Origin of the sequence: Pseudomonas fluorescens (genome assembly GCF_001648775.1) — a bacterium.
Lineage (GTDB): Bacteria > Pseudomonadota > Gammaproteobacteria > Pseudomonadales > Pseudomonadaceae > Aquipseudomonas > Aquipseudomonas fluorescens_M.
The window spans coordinates 280,625-297,662 of sequence record NZ_LVEJ01000010.1 but is presented as its reverse complement, the minus strand read 5'-3'; the positions used below and the strand labels follow the sequence as shown (position 1 = coordinate 297,662).

At 58.4% G+C, this 17,038-nt stretch carries 17 protein-coding genes; 6 read left to right on the top strand and 11 right to left on the bottom strand.

Features of this window, described 5'->3' with window-relative positions; translation table 11 throughout:
- Window positions 1–506: 506 nt before the first annotated feature.
- Together A8O26_RS11420 and A8O26_RS11415 are read left to right on the top strand one after the other, a co-directional pair.
- Window positions 507–1,250 (top strand): SDR family oxidoreductase, encoded by a 744-nt coding sequence (locus tag A8O26_RS11420; RefSeq protein ID WP_064118370.1) that lies wholly within the window; start codon window positions 507–509, stop codon window positions 1,248–1,250.
- Window positions 1,251–1,253: 3 nt separating this feature from the next.
- Window positions 1,254–1,889, top strand: a complete 636-nt coding sequence (locus A8O26_RS11415) for a cupin domain-containing protein (protein WP_064118079.1) — start codon at window positions 1,254–1,256, stop codon at window positions 1,887–1,889.
- Between the two features lie 6 nt (window positions 1,890–1,895).
- Here A8O26_RS11415 and gcvA read toward each other — a convergent pair whose 3' ends face one another.
- Window positions 1,896–2,807 (bottom strand): transcriptional regulator GcvA, encoded by a 912-nt coding sequence (gcvA, locus tag A8O26_RS11410; RefSeq protein WP_064118078.1) that lies wholly within the window; start codon window positions 2,805–2,807, stop codon window positions 1,896–1,898.
- A 166-nt stretch (window positions 2,808–2,973) separates the two neighbouring features.
- On the opposite strand from gcvA, the gene A8O26_RS11405 reads away from it, so the two are divergent.
- The 3 genes from A8O26_RS11405 to A8O26_RS11395 all read left to right on the top strand — a co-directional run bounded on the left by A8O26_RS11405 (window position 2,974) and on the right by A8O26_RS11395 (window position 5,248).
- Window positions 2,974–3,747: an SDR family NAD(P)-dependent oxidoreductase gene (locus tag A8O26_RS11405; protein WP_064118077.1), complete on the top strand. Its 774-nt coding sequence runs from the start codon at window positions 2,974–2,976 to the stop codon at window positions 3,745–3,747.
- 14 nt (window positions 3,748–3,761) lie between these two features.
- On the top strand, window positions 3,762–4,103 hold the full coding sequence (locus A8O26_RS11400; RefSeq protein ID WP_064118369.1) for a carboxymuconolactone decarboxylase family protein: 342 nt from the start codon (window positions 3,762–3,764) through the stop codon (window positions 4,101–4,103).
- Between the two features lie 68 nt (window positions 4,104–4,171).
- Window positions 4,172–5,248, top strand: a complete 1,077-nt coding sequence (locus tag A8O26_RS11395; RefSeq protein ID WP_064118076.1) for a flavin monoamine oxidase family protein — start codon at window positions 4,172–4,174, stop codon at window positions 5,246–5,248.
- Between the two features lie 205 nt (window positions 5,249–5,453).
- Here the strand turns inward: A8O26_RS11395 and A8O26_RS11390 are convergent, their stop codons facing one another.
- From A8O26_RS11390 to A8O26_RS11370, 5 genes are all read right to left on the bottom strand, one after another.
- Window positions 5,454–6,821, bottom strand: a complete 1,368-nt coding sequence (locus tag A8O26_RS11390) for an LLM class flavin-dependent oxidoreductase (RefSeq protein ID WP_064118075.1) — start codon at window positions 6,819–6,821, stop codon at window positions 5,454–5,456.
- Between the two features lie 469 nt (window positions 6,822–7,290).
- Entirely contained in the window at window positions 7,291–8,226 is a 936-nt protein-coding gene (locus A8O26_RS11385; RefSeq protein ID WP_064118074.1) for an SDR family oxidoreductase, read from the bottom strand.
- Window positions 8,227–8,394: 168 nt separating this feature from the next.
- Window positions 8,395–8,955, bottom strand: coding sequence for a Crp/Fnr family transcriptional regulator (locus A8O26_RS11380; RefSeq protein WP_081265179.1), 561 nt, complete (start codon window positions 8,953–8,955; stop codon window positions 8,395–8,397).
- 150 nt (window positions 8,956–9,105) lie between these two features.
- A complete protein-coding gene (locus A8O26_RS11375) occupies window positions 9,106–10,320 on the bottom strand; it encodes an aldose 1-epimerase family protein (RefSeq protein ID WP_064118073.1) in 1,215 nt (404 codons plus the stop codon).
- Between the two features lie 90 nt (window positions 10,321–10,410).
- Window positions 10,411–11,298: an EamA family transporter gene (locus A8O26_RS11370; protein ID WP_064118072.1), complete on the bottom strand. Its 888-nt coding sequence runs from the start codon at window positions 11,296–11,298 to the stop codon at window positions 10,411–10,413.
- Between the two features lie 107 nt (window positions 11,299–11,405).
- Here A8O26_RS11370 and A8O26_RS11365 point away from each other — a divergent pair, with 107 nt between their 5' ends.
- Window positions 11,406–12,215 (top strand): AraC family transcriptional regulator, encoded by an 810-nt coding sequence (locus A8O26_RS11365; RefSeq protein WP_064118071.1) that lies wholly within the window; start codon window positions 11,406–11,408, stop codon window positions 12,213–12,215.
- Here the strand turns inward: A8O26_RS11365 and A8O26_RS11360 are convergent.
- The 5 genes from A8O26_RS11360 to A8O26_RS11340 form a co-directional block, all read right to left on the bottom strand.
- Window positions 12,184–12,480 carry a DUF3144 domain-containing protein gene (locus tag A8O26_RS11360; protein WP_064118367.1) on the bottom strand — a complete coding sequence of 99 codons (297 nt, stop codon included), beginning with the start codon at window positions 12,478–12,480 and terminating at the stop codon, window positions 12,184–12,186. The two genes, A8O26_RS11365 and A8O26_RS11360, sit on opposite strands and share 32 nt — an antisense overlap.
- An 83-nt stretch (window positions 12,481–12,563) precedes the next feature.
- Complete coding sequence (locus tag A8O26_RS11355) at window positions 12,564–13,910, bottom strand: glutamine synthetase family protein (RefSeq protein WP_064118070.1); 1,347 nt, start codon at window positions 13,908–13,910, stop codon at window positions 12,564–12,566.
- Window positions 13,911–13,931: 21 nt separating this feature from the next.
- On the bottom strand, window positions 13,932–14,489 hold the full coding sequence (locus A8O26_RS11350) for a helix-turn-helix domain-containing protein (RefSeq protein WP_007913292.1): 558 nt from the start codon (window positions 14,487–14,489) through the stop codon (window positions 13,932–13,934).
- 25 nt (window positions 14,490–14,514) lie between these two features.
- Entirely contained in the window at window positions 14,515–15,804 is a 1,290-nt protein-coding gene (locus A8O26_RS11345; protein ID WP_064118069.1) for an NAD(P)/FAD-dependent oxidoreductase, read from the bottom strand.
- 78 nt (window positions 15,805–15,882) lie between these two features.
- Complete coding sequence (locus A8O26_RS11340) at window positions 15,883–17,001, bottom strand: aryl-sulfate sulfotransferase (protein WP_064118068.1); 1,119 nt, start codon at window positions 16,999–17,001, stop codon at window positions 15,883–15,885.
- Window positions 17,002–17,038: the final 37 nt, after the last annotated feature.

Below are 17,038 nucleotides of genomic sequence, written 5' to 3'. Positions count from 1 at the left end.
TCATGCCAAACCGTTCACTCTGACCGAGGACTTTCTATACACAAGTCGTCGTTGTTAAGCATGAGGAGCAACGGTAGATCTGAGTCCACGGCAGGCGCTTAGCCGCCTTTCATAGCTTACGAGTATTGGTTAAAGGCTTCCTCGTGATCGTGCGCGTGTACGAAACGACAAAGGCGTTGTTCAAAAACGCCTGAAATCTCGATGATTTGCAGAAACAAAAACGGGGGAGATCATACTGCGACATTTCCGCGTTCATAGCCCGCTATCGGACGACCTTTGCTGCCAGCCAAGGGTCGATTTTCAGGACTTCGCGACAAGCAGGAAATCGGCCATAAGCAGCCATCCGCGAAGGGCAGCTATGGGTCGATTTCTGTCTCATGCGATGGGTCGAGACTACCCCGCCGTCCCGCAATTTTTTCTTTAGATGACCACACGAAAATCTGCCTCGCCAGTCGAGACCGCACAAGACACCCTGTCTTGAAATGTTTTCTGCACAGGGTTTCGATATGTTGACTGGAAAAGCAGCACTGATCACTGGCGGTTCTTCAGGAATTGGCCTGGCTACGGCTCAGCGGATGATCGCGTACGGCGCGAAGGTCGCTATCACCGGGCAGAATATGAATCGCTTGATGGAAGCCGCCAGCGGTCTTGGCTCTGGGGTTATTGCTATCCAGGCCGACGTCAGCATTCAGGCCGATATGCAACGGGTTCGCCAACAGGTTGAACAGGCGTTCGGCGGTCTGGATATTCTGTTCGCCAACGCAGGGGTCGCTTATGGAACGCCTTTGGCAGCAACAGATGACGCCATGATCGACCATCTGCTGGGCGTAAACGTCAAAGGTGTGTACTTCACCGTGCAGGCGCTGGTGCCGGTGATGCCCAAAGGCAGCAGCATCATCCTTAACACCTCCTGGCTAAACCAGATTGGCGCGCCCGGTAGATCGCTACTCTCCGCGTCCAAAGCCGCTGTGCGGTCATTCGCTCGCACGTTATCAGCAGAATTGCTGGATCAACAGATTCGAGTCAATGCTGTCAGCCCAGGTTCGGTTATCACACCGCTGTATCGCCAATCAGGTCAAACCGAGGAATACTTTGCCGAGTACGTTGCGAAAACGGGAAGCCAGGCGCCTGTCGGGAGAATGGCCCAAGCTGACGAAATAGCAGAAGTTGTGTGTTTTCTCGCCAGCGACCATTCTCGCTACATGCTGGGGGCTGAAATGGTGGTCGACGGCGGGCGCGCGGAGTTATAAGCCATGCAATTGAACACTGATCTCGATCATCGCACGCTGGTGCATGGGGCACTCCTGCCGTGGGTGCCCTCTCCCTCCTCCGGCGTTGAGCGACGCATGCTCTATCGTGTCGGAGGAGAAAAGGCCCGAGCAACCTCGCTAGTAAAGTACGCAGCCGGAAGCGTGTTCCCTGTACATAGCCACCCCGGTGGCGAAGAGTTCTTCGTTCTTGAAGGCACGTTCCAGGACGAGAGAGGCGATTACCCTGCCGGTACTTACGTTCGCAACCCTCCAGGTAGCCGGCACGCCCCACGCTCCGACCAGGGCTGCGTGATATTTGTGAGGCTGCAACAGTTCGATCCGCAAGATACCCAGGAATGCGTTGTGCAGTCTGAGCGCGAAGATGACACGTCATCTGCACAGTTGCTGTTCTGTAGCACTAGCGAGCAAGTCAAGCTTGAGCGATTGGAGGCTGGCGCATTGCTGTCTTTAGCCAACCCTTACGGGATGGAAGTTCTGGTACTGGCCGGATCCATCGTTGAAGGCAAGGATCTGCTTGAGCGAATGACTTGGCTTCGCCTGCCCAGAGGCATGCCCCTGCAAGCGCAAGCCGGGCAAGCCGGCACACGTTTGTGGATCAAGCGATGCACTGCGCCTTGATCCTGCTCAAGCGTCGGCTTCGCTGATCAACCAGTCGCGGAACGCCTTGATCTTCGCCAACTCCGCCACTTCTGGACGGTGAACCACGTAATAGGCAAATGCGAGCGGACAAGTGGTTTCACCGAAGGGGCGGATCAGCCGCCCCGCCGCCAAATCCTCGCGCACCATCACACTGCGCCCCAGCGCCAATCCCTGCCCGTCAACCGCTGCTTGCAAGACCGCCGCCGAGTTATTGATGCGCAGGCCATGATCGGCATTGATATCCGCGTAGCCTGCGGCGTCGAGCCAGGTACGCCAAGTGGGATAGGCAAGATCAACTGCCATCGACAGATCATGGATCAATGTCGCTTCGGCAAGCTTCCCTTTCGGCAGCCGCCCTTTCTTGAGCAACGAATAACCCGGTGCGCACACCGGGTACATTTCTTCATCCATCAACTTGGTGGCCGTCAATCCGGGCCACTGTCCGGCGCCATAGCGAACGCCAATGTCCACACCCTGGGCGACGAAGTCCACCGGGCGCAGGTTGGTATCCAGCAGGACATCGGTTTGCGGATGAGCCAGCTGGAAACGCTCGATACGGGGTAGCAGCCACTTCGCCGCAAACGCCGGACTGACGGTTACGGTCAGGCCAGTGTTAAGCGATCCCTCTTTCAAACGCTCCAACCCTGCGCGCAAGCGATCAAAACCCTCGCGTATATCTGGCAGCGCCTCCCTCGCCACATCGGTCGGAACCAGACGCGTAGAGCCGCTCGATGCGCGATGGAACAACGTCACGCCAAGCCAGGCTTCAAGGGTGCGCACCTGCTGCCCTACCGCTGCCGAGGTGACATGCAACTCCGTCGCCGCGGCTGAAAAACTCTGGTGACGAGCGGCGGCTTCAAAAGCTCGCAGTGCATTGAGATAGGTTGGCGTAGTCATATGGAAAAGAATTTCTTTAATGATTGGAAAAATCTTCTGATTTGTCGCCATTGCGAGCTGAGCGAAGAATAGCAGCCATGCCGAAGCATTACAGCCAACAGGCCCGGTGACCGAGTCGACCCGTTGATTCCGGCGACTCCCTATCTCTAGCAAAAGGAACACAATGATGAAAAGATTTTCTTCCAAAGTAGCTATCGTTACCGGCGGCGGTTCAGGTATCGGTAAAGAGGTCGCAGCGCGGTTGGTTGCCGAAGGCGCCAGCGTAGTGATTACCGGGCGTGATGCTGCGAAACTCGAAAAAGCCGCCGCGCAGATCGACCCGCCCGGCACCCATGTGCGCACGCTCGCTGCCGATATCTCCCAGCCTGCCACTGCCCAGGCACTCGTCGCGTTGGCAACTGCCGAATTCGGTGGCGTCGATATCCTGATCAACAATGCCGGAATTTTTAATCCTAAACCCTTCCTGGAAGTGGGCGAGCAGGAATACGACGGCTTCGTCGACATCATCCTCAAGGGCAAATTTTTCATGGCCCAGGCGGCGGCGAAGGCCATGCAACAACGCGGCGGCGGAGCCATCGTACAGACTGGCTCGCTGTGGGCCATTCAAGCCATCGGTGCCACGCCGTCGGCTGCTTACTCAGCGGCGAACGCTGGCGTTCACGCGCTGACGCGTAATCTGGCCATCGAGTTGGCGGCGAGCAACATCCGCATCAACACCGTTGCCCCCGCCGTGGTGGAGACACCGGTCTACAACACCTTCATGGACAAAGATCAGGTTGCAGCCGTGCTACCGACTTTTAATGCCTTCCACCCTTTGGGGCGTAACGGCCAGCCAGCGGATGTGGCCGAGGCGATGTTGTTTCTCGCCTCAGAACAGGCTTCGTGGATCACCGGCACCTTGTTGCCAGTCGATGGCGGTGTGACTGCCGGCCGAATCTAAAGGAGCGAGCCATGATGATGGATTGGAATGATTATCGGGAAACACTCCTGAGCCGCGTTGGCGATCTTGCCAAGCTTTCGCCGGATACGGTTCGGGGCCTGCAAGTGCTGGACGGTGCCGGGGCAAAAACCGGTCATCTCGATGCCAAGACTCACGAACTGATCGCCCTGGCGGTCGCCGTCACTACCCGCTGCGATGGCTGCATCGCGGTGCATACCAAGGCGGCGGCAAAACACGGTGCTACGCGCGAAGAGATCGCCGAGGCGCTGGGCGTTGCTATCGCCCTCAATGCTGGAGCGGCCGTCACCTATTCGGCACGGGTGCTGGACGCCTACGCAGCACTCGAAGACAAGTGATCAACTGCTGACAAGCCTGCCCGCAGGATCAAGCAATTGGCCTGCGGGTTTTCGTTTCGAGGAACACCATGAACACGGTCAAGGTAGCAATCATAGGCGGCGGTCTCAGCGGCCTTTACACGGCGTACCTGTTGTCGCAAATGAACGTGGAGTACCAACTGTTTGAGGCTCGTGACCGGCTCGGTGGCCGAATTTTATCGACGCCTGGCCCGGGGCCAAGGCATGACTTGGGTCCCGCATGGATGTGGCCCGACTTCCAGCCGCGCATGGCTGCGCTGGTAGAAGAGCTTGAGATTGCCACCTTCGCGCAACATACAGAGGGCGCTACTCTATTGGAGCGCTCACCCCAGCAGCCGCCAAGACGTATGGTTGGTTGGGAATCGGGAAACACGTCTATGCGCATCCACAGCGGCGTGCAGCAAATAATAGACGCGCTCGCCACTAAAGTGCCTGCTGAGCACATTCTCCTGAACTGCCGGATTACCAAGGTGACGCTGCGGAACTCCAGTGCCTTTTTAAAGGCATCCGATGAACCGTCATCTTTGGAAAACGTTGAGTTCACCCATGTCATCAGTGCAATGCCGTTGCGACTGTTGGCTCAGAGCATTGAATTCGATCCGCCAGTTGCGGCCTCGCGGATGACCCAGTGGGCTGAGACCCCGACCTGGATGGCACCGCACGCCAAATATGTCGCGCTGTACCCAGCGCCATTCTGGAGGGCCGCGGGTCTATCAGGAACGGCTCAAAGCCATATCGGCCCGATGGTGGAAATTCATGACGCCTGCGACCCAGCAGGCAGCGCCGCGTTGTTCGGGTTTATTGGCTTACCTGCATCTGCCAGAAAAACGATGGATCAAGGCGCGCTGCTTGAAGCCTGTAATCAACAAATGGGCCGGCTGTTTGGCACCGATGCTACCACTCCTCTGGCTCACTACATCAAAGACTGGGCATGGGATGAATTAACTGCCGCAGACGGGGATCGTTTGGCAACGGAGGCGCATCACTCCGGGCGCACCGACACTGCAACCAAAGATATCTGGTCGGATGTGCTTCTGGTATCAGGTACTGAGGCTTCGCTGGAGCACAATGGCTACATGGAAGGCGCACTGGATGCAGCTCAGGTGGTGATTAGCAGGTTGCATTAGATTGAAAATAGGAACTGGTGAGCTAGTTGGCAAGTGGCGGCGTTCACTTTCGTGTTGCGCTATTCAGCGTTGTAGCCCCGCCGCGAAGAAGTGCCCTAGCTGGCGACACCTAAGGATCCTGCTCGACTACAGAAAGCAATCTGTCAGAAGCAGACTTCTAGAGTACCCACCTTACGCGCTGAAGGCGCAGGATGGGACTGGTCTGTCAGCGCCGGTAGGCCGCGGCAGGATGGTCATCGCGAACCAGCGACTCTCCTGGTTTATACAGTCGCTCGCGCAATGTCGTGGAGTCGTCGTAATCCTTCCAGTAACGACCGCGTTGTTGCAGTTCCGGAACCACCAAATCGATAAACTCCTCGAATGTGCCCGGCGTCACCGCATACGCCAGATTGAACCCATCGATATCGGCTTCATCCATCCACTGCTCAAGCTCATCAGCCACGGTGCTCGGCGACCCAACAATCACCGGCCCCATGGCGCCGATGCCGACATAGCGCACGACTTCATCCGGCGTCCAGGTACGGTTCGGGTCAGCCTTGGAGAAAATCTCCAGTGCAAAGCGCGCCGAGTCCGTGTCGACATATTGCAGTGGCTGGTGCGGGTCCAACTGCGAGAGGTCTATACCAGTAATACCGGCATAGAAGGCCAGCCCGCTTTCCAGATCCACCCATTTCAACAACTCTTCGTAGCGCGCCTGGGCCTGCGCATCGGTCGGCGCGACGATGGTGGTGATTTCGGTAAAGATTTTCACGCTCTGCGGGTCGCGGCCCTGCTCGCGGGCGATCCGGCGGATGTCGTCGACATAACCGCGCAGGATTTTTGCCGTGGGCGCCACGGTAAATACCGCTTCAGCATGGCGGGCGGCAAACGCGCGGCCAGTGCCCGACGTGCCAGCCTGCCATATGACGGGCGTGCGCTGCGGCGAGGGCTCGGACAAATGCAACCCGGGTACCGAAAAGAAACGGCCCTTGTGCCCGATTTCATGCACCTTGGCAGGGTCGGCATAAATCCGCGAGGCGGTGTCATCGACTACCGCATCCGATTCCCACGAGCCTTCCCACAATTTGTAGCAAACCTGCATAAACTCTTCGGCGCGTTCATAGCGCTGATCGTGGGGCATCTGCCGGTCCAGTCCAAGGTTGCGGGCGGCGCCTTCCAGGTAGGAGGTCACCACATTCCAGGCGATACGACCCTTGGTGAAGTGATCCAGAGTGCTGAAACGTCTAGCTAGCGCGTAAGGCTGCTCATAGGTGGAGGACACCGTGATGCCAAAACCCAGCTTGCTGGTGGCGGCGGCCATGGCTGACACCTGCATCATCGGATCATGTACTGGAATCTGCATGGCGCGGCGAATGGAGGCATCTGCCGAGCCTTGGTAGGTGTCGTACACCCCCAGCACGTCGGCGATAAACAGGCTGTCGAACTTGCCGCGCTCTAATAGCTTGGCCAACTCGATCCAGTAATCGAGTTCTTTGTAGCGCCGGGACTGATCCTCTGGGTGCGCCCACAGGCCAGGCGATTGGTGAGTGATACACGACATATCAAAAGCGTTGACTCGAATACGTTTGCTCATGCTAATCCCGACTAAACCAAAACTTGGAAATCAGCAGCACTACGCAAGTACCGTGCCTGGCCAAGAGGCCTGTAGTAGCGGGGCTTTTAAAGTGAGGTAAACAGCCTTGGCTGTCTATTACCTAACAGAATGTTACTTAGCTGTTGGCTGAGCAACATTCTGTTAGGCAATAGCGATGTACGTGAACGGTTTTTTACCGGTGGTATGTGCCTTGGCGCTGCCGATATCAGTTACGACCAGCCATCACGCCGCCGCCCGCTTTTGGCCGACTCTGCCGTTGCTCACTGGCAGCAATGGGTCGGCTGCTGCCCTTCACGGCCGGCAGCAATCGGCCAGAAGCGGTCTGTCGCAGCTGTCTGCGTCCGCCCCAGAGATGCCCTTAGCGAAGCAGCTACCGACCTAAAGCTGCTATTGGGGTCTGGGGTGCATTGGCGAGAAGCAAGCAAAGGGGACACTCGACGCCCAGGGCCTATTCGCCCTTGGTCATTTCAACTCTCCCCATCTCCAACGCTCCGCTGAGTTGCACTGCATTTAGTACACGGGCGGGAAGGATGGTGAAAAGGGCTGCCAGTAGACCGTGTCGCCAGTGGCCATGAGATGAGAGTGTGTGGCCTAAATGAGACAGTGCTGCGCTGGCAGCCATTTCTGGTGGAATGGTGATGGCAGCAGGTTCTGTGCCTGCTGCCATAGCTGTCGCCATGACGGTGGGCTGGAAGGACAAAACGTCGAGTTGATCTGAATACTCAAATGCCAGCGGAACAGTGAGATGATCAACGAAAGCCTTGCAGGCTCCATAGATCTGCGTACCCGGCCAATAAAAGCGCCCCACTATGGAGCCTACGTTAAGAAGTGCTGCACGTCTTCCCGTCGAGGAGGCGTGCCTGAGGAGTCCAGGCAGCAACGTATGGGTCACGATAGCGGTGGTACTGACATTCACTGCCAGCAAACGGCGTAGAGTGGCAGTCGGCACATCCGCATAACGCCGATGTACTGTGGTGCCTACACAGTTGATCAGCACCGAAAGATCAACATCCTCTGCGGCGGCGGCCAGGGCTTGATAGGTGTGTGGGGCCGAATCCGACAGGTCAAGCGCGACAGTTCGAACTTGAACCCCCAACTCCTGCAACTCGCTCTGGAGGCGGTCAAGTTTGGACTGGGTACGTGCTGCCAAGATCAGGTTAAAGCCGCAGTGTGCTAATTCGCGGGCGAAAGCTCTGCCCAAACCGTCGCTGGCACCAGTGATGAATGCCCAGCTCCCTTGACCGTAGCGTTTGGCTAAAGATTGGCCGTTGAATCGCGCTGGTAGCCAGAGGTAGATCCAAAGCCACCGTGCTAGCTTGACCAATGCCCAAGTCAGAAGTGCTGCGCCGGAAATCTGCAGTACAGCCAGTAAATTCAATGCCATCGAGGTACCTCCAGAAGTGGATGGATGCTTGAAAAGTCTCATCACTACTGTGGTAACTAAGGGTAGGGGCTGTTTCGAAACATCAGCCCGTTAGCTGCCGGAGATTGGCCAGAGCAGTGGTGAAGGCCAATCGTGCTTCTCTGGCGTTATGTTGTCATTTACATATGTTCAGATGCCGGTTTTGTCTGCGCTCGCTTTCAGCTTTCGCCGAATTCGGCTCAAGTGAACTGGGGTCACCCCGAGATAACCTGCAAGCACGTGCATGGGGATTCTTGCCAATCGATCTGGCTGAGTGGAGAGCATGCCCAGATATCGTTCTGTAGGGGTTTGCGAGATGGCACTGGTGTAGAGCTTGATGTAGTCGGCCAGTCGCAACTGCGTGAGTGCCAGCAACTGAGTCTGCAAGATTGGTTTCGACAGGATCTGCGCCAGAACGGTGTCCCGGTCTAGCACGCACAGGTGGCACGCTTCCATCGTGATAATTTCCAACTCGCTTGGACAGCCGCTAACCAGGCTCTCCAGAGAGCTAACGACCTCGCCCTCAAAAAAGAATTGGACGCTGATATCCGTACCTTCTGGGTCGCGCACGCAGATCCGCACTGCACCAGCTTTGATGAGGTAGAGGTTTTTAGCGAAGTCACCCGACCGTAATAGAGCATGGTTGGCCTCTATGTGGAGGTCTTTGCCGAACGTTAGGAAGAAGCCGCCTAGGACAGTGTCTAGTTTCATGAACGCAGTATCGCACAAGGATTGGGTGCGCCGGTGTCGACAGGCCGCTTATGGCCGAAAGCAGCCGCTCTTAAGCGGCAGCTTTCGGCCAAGCGCCGACAGTCCCTGTCGTTGCAAGTACCCCATCGACCGACTATGCCCTGCCCGGTGTCACCCCTTGGTCAGATCAACCAACGGCGTCTGCCGCACCTCAGTCTCGCGCCCACCCTGAATCTCGCTCACCTGCTTCAAGGCCTTGTCCACTGCCACCTTATCCGCCAACAAGCTGTAGCTGATGCGGAACTGCTTGTGTTCCTTCGGCCCGATGGTTGGCACCAGGTTCAGTGGCCGCTGATAACGGCGGTTGTAGGAAAAACTTGTCCCCGGCTCCAACCCCGTGACATAGCCCTGGCCTTGGGTATCGGTGTTTTTCCACAGGGAAAACACCGGCAGTGTCTGCGTATTGAAGCCAACCGAAACGCCCAGGCTGCCGGCCTTGTTATGTAACACGGTCAACGTATCGCCCTTGGCATCGGCATACGGCACCACGTTGTAAACCGTTTCGTCGTAATCCTTGGTCGGTGCGCGGTAGGTTTGCCATTCGGGCAGATCGCCCTTGGCCTTGTCGTTGAACGGCGACACTTGTTTCACCGGCGCGGCGAAACGAGCGCCCTGCTCCAGGAACGGGGTGCTGAAATTACTGTGATACAGCGCCTGGTATTCCTTTGGATAGTCGCCGTTGTTGGTCAGGGTGTCGTTGAGGGCGAACACTGCGCTGCCGGGTTCGGTGACCAGTTCCGTCGCGACGGAGAAGTCGACCTTCTTGAACGCCTGCTCTTTCAGTTCGCCGCGCAGGGTGATGGCGTACGGTGGTTTTTCATCGATGTGCAGGGTGACTTTGCTCGCAGGAATGTTGGCGGCTCGACCGTGCAGGGTCAGCAGTTCGCCGTTGTCAACGCCGGGGTGGCCGACCCATTCGTATCCGCAGCGGGCGACCAGCTCATTGAAACCTTCCAGCCAGCCCAAACCACCGCGGCCATTGAGTTCGATAAACGACGGATTGACCACTTCCTTGACCGGCGAATCCCAGCCCATGCGCACGTTGCCGACCGAGGCCTGCAAGACATTCATTCCCCGTGTCGGCACTACCGAGAGTTTCATCGTGCCGTTATCGATGTCGACAATACTGACCCCTTCCTGCCGACCGCCATGCAAGGTGCGCAGGGTAACGCTGAAGGGTTTGTCGGTTTTTACGCCGAGTTGCTGGCTGGTGATCTGCCAGTTCTGGGCGGCTTTGTCGGCGTCGAGCAGGACGTAATCCCAGGCCATGGCGTGGGAGGCAGCGGACAGTGCGCTGAGGGCAACAACGAGTTTGAGCGGGGTCATGGCAGCAGCCTTTCTTGGAGTTGTGCGCTTTTTATAAACCGGGTGAAACGTTTCAGCAAGCTCCAATGGCGACGCAACGCTGGTCGATGATCAGGCGATTCGCGCACGACGGCGTGATAACAAGCCCTGCAAGTACCCTGAACCCAAAACGATCGCCACCAGCACCAACAGGATCAAGCCCCAATTCGCAGGGCTCGGCTGTTGGCCAAGGATCAGCATTGAACTGAAGATGCCAAACACCGGTATCAGTAGCGACAGCGGGGCCACGCGCGATATCGGGTATTCGCGCAATAGCAGGTTCCAGCCCCAATAACTGAAGTGTGTCGCTGCGTAGACCTGGAACGCGAGTGAAAACACGGTCATTGCATTGAGCTGCGAAGGCAGTGCGATGAAGGGGGCCGAGCCGTGCAGTGACCACGTCAGCAACATGAGCGGGATGGGCGGAAACAGGCTGGCCCACACCACGAACGCGAAGATCTCGCGCACCTTCGACACCTTGATGATGACGTTGCCGACGCTCCAGGCCGTTGCGCTGGCAATGACCAGTGCCAGCCCTGCCCTCGACGCGTCGCCGGGGCTGCACAAGACGATGCCCAGCAACCCTGCGGCCGCCAACAGTGCACCCAGCAATTGCGGGCGCGCGAGACGCTCGCCAAAAAAGATCACGCCCCAGCCCACGGTGAAAAATGCACTGCACTGGATCAGCAACGACGCCGTGCCAGGCGGCACGCCCCACGCGATCCCCTGATTGATCAACGCCCACATCGCCACGCCAAAGATCAGCCCATAAGCGGCTAACCAGCGAAACGCTACCCGTGGGCGCTCCACGAAAAACACCCAGGGCAACGCAGCCAGGGCGAAACGCAACGCGGTCAGCAATAACGGATCGATGTCGGCCAGGCCCAACTTGGTCACGGGGAAATTCAAACCCCAGACCGCGGTGACCAGGATCGCGAGGAGAAGGTGTTTCTTTTGCATGTTCAATCGTTCCCGACGCCGAGCGGAAGTGCTCGTGCCGGAGAAATATGCAAGTAATCGAGCTGGCCCGCTTTCAGTCACAGGCCATCTTTCATTAGAATCGGGCCATGCGCACAATCACCGGCCATCCTTACCAGAACACCCCACGCGATGCGGTCGTGACCGCCGTTGATTACGCGGACGGCACGTTATTCCCGCGGCACGATCATCAACGGGGTCAGTTCGCGTATGCCGCCAGCGGCGTTATTACTGTGTTCACCGACAATGGCAATTGGGTCGTTCCGCCCCAGCGCGGCATCTGGGTGCCCGCGCAACTCCCCCACTCCATGCAAATGCGTGGGCCGGTCACCCTGCACAACACCTACATCCGCAAACAGGCGGCGCAGCGACTGGGCTTGTCGGGCCAGTGCCAAGTGCTCGATGTGTCGCCATTGCTGCGCCAGTTGCTGCTGCAAGCCATCGATGTGCCTGCGCGCTATTCCTGCCAAGGGCGCGACGGTCATTTGATGAGCTTGTTGCTGCACGAAATTGCTGCCATGCCCGTACTGTCGCTGAATGCCCCGCTACCCACAGAACCCCGTCTGGCGTCGGTGTGTCGCGAGTTTCTGAATCAACCTTCGCTGGAAGTGGATATCGATGAGATGGCCGAACGTGCGGGCATGAGCCGGCGCACCTTTACCCGACATTTTCGACTGCATACCGGCATCAGTTTTATCGAGTGGCGACAACAGGCTTGTCTGCTCGCCGCCGTTGTCATGCTGGGCAAGGGTCAACCGGTCACCCAGATCGCGATGACGTTGGGATATAGCAGTTCCAGCGCGTTTGCCACGGTGTTCAAGCAATTACTCGGGGAAGTGCCGAGCCGTTATGTCGTCGAACAACCAGTCAGGCATCTTTCGCAGTCATGTACTGGCTGAAGTTGTTGATATGGTCGTCAAGGTTATCCTCGAGCATCATCCTGTACTGCTCACAGAAATACTTCAACATCGCTTCGCGAGCCTGGGCCATTTCCTCGCCTGACTTGAAGCTGCGCGCGCTCACCCAAGCATTGAATCGAGTGGTGCCAAACATCATCGATGCGCTGACTTTGCCAAGGTTTTCGAACACTTTAAGCTGCTCGTTCGACAGGCTTATATGCGCGTCTGCGCGATCGTAGAACGCATCATCGGTGGTATCGTTCATTGCTGTTTTACCTTCTGTCACTGACGGGACACCCCGTAATTGGAACACTTCCCGCACCGGCTCGCTACGCGTCGATGTCGCCATCACATATACCAGCGATACTCCCGCGCACTGATCTCCTGCATAAACGCCAAATGATCCTGGCGTTTATTCTCGCAATACACATCGACAAACTCAGCGCCCAGCCCTTCACGCAACGGCGGCTGATGCTGCATCGCCCTCACCGCTTCAAACATCTCCGTCGGAAAACCAATCCCGCTAGCGCGATCTTCGTTCAGCGGCGCGATCGGCTCTTGACCGGACTCCAGCCCATGTTCCAATCCCACCAGAATCGCCGCCAATACCAGATACGGATTGGCGTCCGCGCCGGCCAGTCGATACTCGATGCGCAGGTTCTGCTCATCTGACTCGGGAATCCGCAAGCAGGCATCCCGGTCCTCAAATCCCCAACTGGCTTTGGTCGCGGTGTTCACCGTGCCGCCCAGGCGGCGCATGGCGTTCTGGTTCGGGGCGAAGATCGGCATGCTGTGCGGCAGCAATTCCAGGCAACCGGCGACCGCATGGCGCAACGCCTGTTGTTGATTCGCCGCCAACAGATTATGGCCGTCAGCGTCGTACAGGCTGACATGCACATGCATGCCGCTGCCCGGATGCTGCAAGTACGGCTTGGCCATGAAACTGGCGCGATAGCCGTGTTTAAGCGCAACGCCGCGCGTGCTGCGGCAGAACAACGCCGCCCAATCCGCCGCACGCAAACCATCGTCGAGGTGGCCGAAGTTGATTTCGAATTGACCGGGGCCAAGTTCTGCGGTGATCACCGTGGCGTCGATGCCTTGCGCGCGCGTCGCCTCGACCATGTCATCGAGCACTGGCGCAAACCGCGACAGGCGTTCGATGTGCATGTTCGGTTGATCATCGGCATCGTCGCTCAGGTCGTCGCGGGGGAATTGCGGCAGGCCGTCGCGCAGCTTTTTATCGAACAGGTAGAACTCCAGCTCGAACGCTACGACCGGATGAATGCCTTTGCGCGCCAGGCGATTGAGCACCTGCGCGAGGACTTCACGCGGTTCGAATTCGATCGGGTTTTCGGTGCCGTCCGAGGTGATCAGCATCTGCCCCAGCGGCTGCGCTTCCCAGGTCACCGGCTTCAGTGTGCCGGGGACCAAACGGCGCACAGCATCCGGGTCGCCATCGTTGAAGCAGTAGTCGCCAATCTTGAACAGTCCGCCCTGTACGCCGAGCAATACGCAGTTCTGCGGCAGTTTCAGGGCGCTGCCGGCGGCGACTTTTTCGAGCATGTCGACCGGATAGCGCTTGCCGTAAAAGTGCCCGGGAATGTCCAGGGAGATCAGGTCGACATAACGCACCTCGGGGTAGCGTTGGCGAAACGCCCGTACTTCAGCGAGCAGGTCAGCGCAGACAGCGTCCATCGTGTTTATCCTTTGTTGTTATCAGGTGTAGACCCAGAGCACGCGAGTCAGCTGCTCGGTGAGGTTGCCGTAGCGGCAGCGGGTGTGACTGTCGAATTGAAAGCTGTCGCCGGCCTTCAACGTGGTCGGTTCTTCATCGTCGCCTAGCCACAGCGTCAGTTCGCCCTCGAGGACGTAACCGCCCTGCTCCGAGCTGTCAGTCAAATGGCGGTCGCCACTGCTGGCACCGGCTTCGAGATGACTTTCGAGCATGGAGAACGACGCGCGGATCTGCGGCGACACCAGAATGTCGGTGATGCCGTTGGCGTAATACAGCGTGCGGCGCTCGTCCGGTCGCGTGACCCACGGCAGCTCTTTAGGCTTGGGCAGGCTGTAGAAATAGGTGGTCGGCACGCCGAAGGTTTCACTGATCGCGGTCAGGTCCGCCACGGTGGGCCGCGACAAACCACGCTCGACTTGCGACAGAAAGCCCACCGAACGGCCGATCTTGTCGGCGAGCTCTTTGAGGGTCCATTTCTTGTGCTTGCGCAGGTCGTGGATGAGGATCGCCAGCGCGGCGATTTCTTCTTGCTTGTTCATGCCATGGATTCCGAAAAAGGTCTCATCAGATACTGTCGCGCAGGCGATACCAGGCTTTGCCAATCGCCTCCAGCGGTGCGGCGAAATGCTTGCCGCCGGGGAAACAACCATTGCTCAGGCCCTGATACAACGCCAATTCATCCGCATCACCAAGAATCGCGTCAGACACCGCACGTGCAGCGGCCAATGTCGGCAATACGCCGTGGCCCGAGTAGCCTTGCAGCCAATACCGATTGCCCGCGCCGCCGACATCCGGGGTTCGATTGATCGTCAGGTCGATATGCCCGCCCCAGGCAAACTCGATGTCGACGCCGTTAAGCTGCGGAAACACCCGCTCGAGAAATGGCCGCGTCGCCGCCGCAATATCCTTGGGCATGCCACCCAGATAAGTACAGCCGCCGCCGAACAACAAACGGTTATCCGGCGTGCGGCGGAAGTAATCGAGGACGAATTGGTTGTCGGTCACGCAAACGTTGCGCGGCAACAGCGCGTTGGCCTGTTCAGGGGTGAGCGCTGCGGTGGCGATCTGATAAGTGCCCACCGGCAGAATGCAACGGGACAGTTGCGGGTCGAGTTCATCGAGATAAGCGTTGCAGGCCAGCACCAGCACATCGGCGCGCACCGAGCCGCGCTCAGTGTTGACGCGAAAACCTGCGCCCTCCTCCTGATAACTCAACGCTTTGCTTTGTTCATGGATACGTCCGCCGGCGCGCTCAATGGCGGCCGCCAGACCCAGCGCGAGTTTCAGCGGATTGAGGTGCGCGCCGTGCGGGTCGTAAAGCCCGGCCTGATAACGATCAGTGGCCAGCCATTCCGACAGTTGTTCTCGAGGAATGAACTGCAAGGCATCGTGCCCCCACTTGTGGCTGGCCTCGTGTTGCCATTCCGTCAGCAGGCTGACCCGGCGCGGCATCACCGACGTCCACAAATGCCCGGGCCGATAGTCGCAATCGAAACCATGCCGCCCGGGCAAATCGCGTAATTCCCCAGCCGCCCAGCGCATGCCGTCCCACAGCCGTCTCGCCCGCTCATAACCGAGCGCAGCTTCCAGCGGCGGCATGTCGCACGACCAGCCAAGAATCGCCTGCCCGCCGTTACGACCCGACGCCGCCCACGCCACTCGACTGGCCTCCAGCAATGTGACGCGTTTGCCGGCCAAGGCCAGGCGCAGCGCCGTGTGCAGGCCACTGAAACCGGCGCCGATGATCACTACGTCGGCGTCATGTTCGCCTTCCAGCACCGCTCGATCGCGCAGAATATCGGCGCAACTGTGGGCGTAATAGCTGTCGACGTGCTGGCTGGATTGCTGAAACATTCGCGACCTCATGAAATTATCTTTTTATAATTTCATGAAAATCTACAGAATAAATTTCACGCCGGCAACCCGGGTTATTCAGTCACGCAGCCATGGCAGGTCTGCGCGCTGATAACGGTGGGCACGGAAGATCGCGTTGTTTTCGCCCGGCAAATAACGACGGGAGGCGGCATCGGGGTACGTGGCGAAATGCGGATTGACGTACTCCCAGACCACTTCACCGGCCGGGGTGACTTCGAACAAGCGGCCGAAGTTGGCTTCGGTGATCAGCGTGTTGCCGTTGTGCAAACGCTGCGCGCCGCCCATGAACGGGGTGAAAAACGCATAGCCCGGCGTATCGGCGTATTGCCATTCGATGCGTTGCGTCGACGGATTGATTTCAAGAATGCGCGAGTGCGGCATGCTCACGTGCGGACGGAAGATGCCGTTGTCGAACACCAGCACGTTGCCGTTTTCCAGTTCACTCGGGCAATGCTGCTGCGCGACCAGATCGTGGCCCAATCGCCACAGCACTTCACCGCTGCCGCGCTGCACGGCGATCACTGATGAAACACTGCGCAGGCTGAGAATCACCTTGCCGTCACGGCCGGGTGTGACCGCGTTGGTCATTGGCCAGTGGTGACGTTCAAAGCATTCGTGCAGCGGATAGTCTTCAGGTCGCAGATGTTCCCAACTGCGCCATTCCCACACCACGTTGCCCTGACGATCGACCTCCTTGACCACGTCGGCATAAATCACCCCGCCCGGCGCCTCGCTGCCGGGAATGCCACCCACTACGCGACGGGCCAATTCAGCACTCAACGGCTCGGCGGTGGTGTAAAGCAGGTTGCCGTTGTCCAGCCACTGCGCGTCGTGGTGATGCAGCAGATCGGTGTGTTCCCAGACCACTTCGCCCTCTGGCGTCACTTCGCTGAACGCGCCGCCGTGCCACACCGACCAGCCCGGAAACAGGTCCGGTGAATCCGGGTGGTTGCCGTTATAACCAAGGTTGCCGTTGCGCAGGATCACGGCATCGCGGCCGGGGCGCTGCGGCAGTTTCCAGCGATGGACGACTTCGCCGTCAAGGTCGATCAAGAACACATTGCCGTCCGCCGTTTGCGGGGCGAACAACGTGTAGCCGCCAGCGCTGCGCGCCTGATCGACAGCGATCAGGCCGGTTTTGCGGCGCTTGAGTGTGGTGGTTTCGAGGGTAGGCATGGCTTTTCTCCAGGCGTGTGAAAACCCGCCGCCAGCA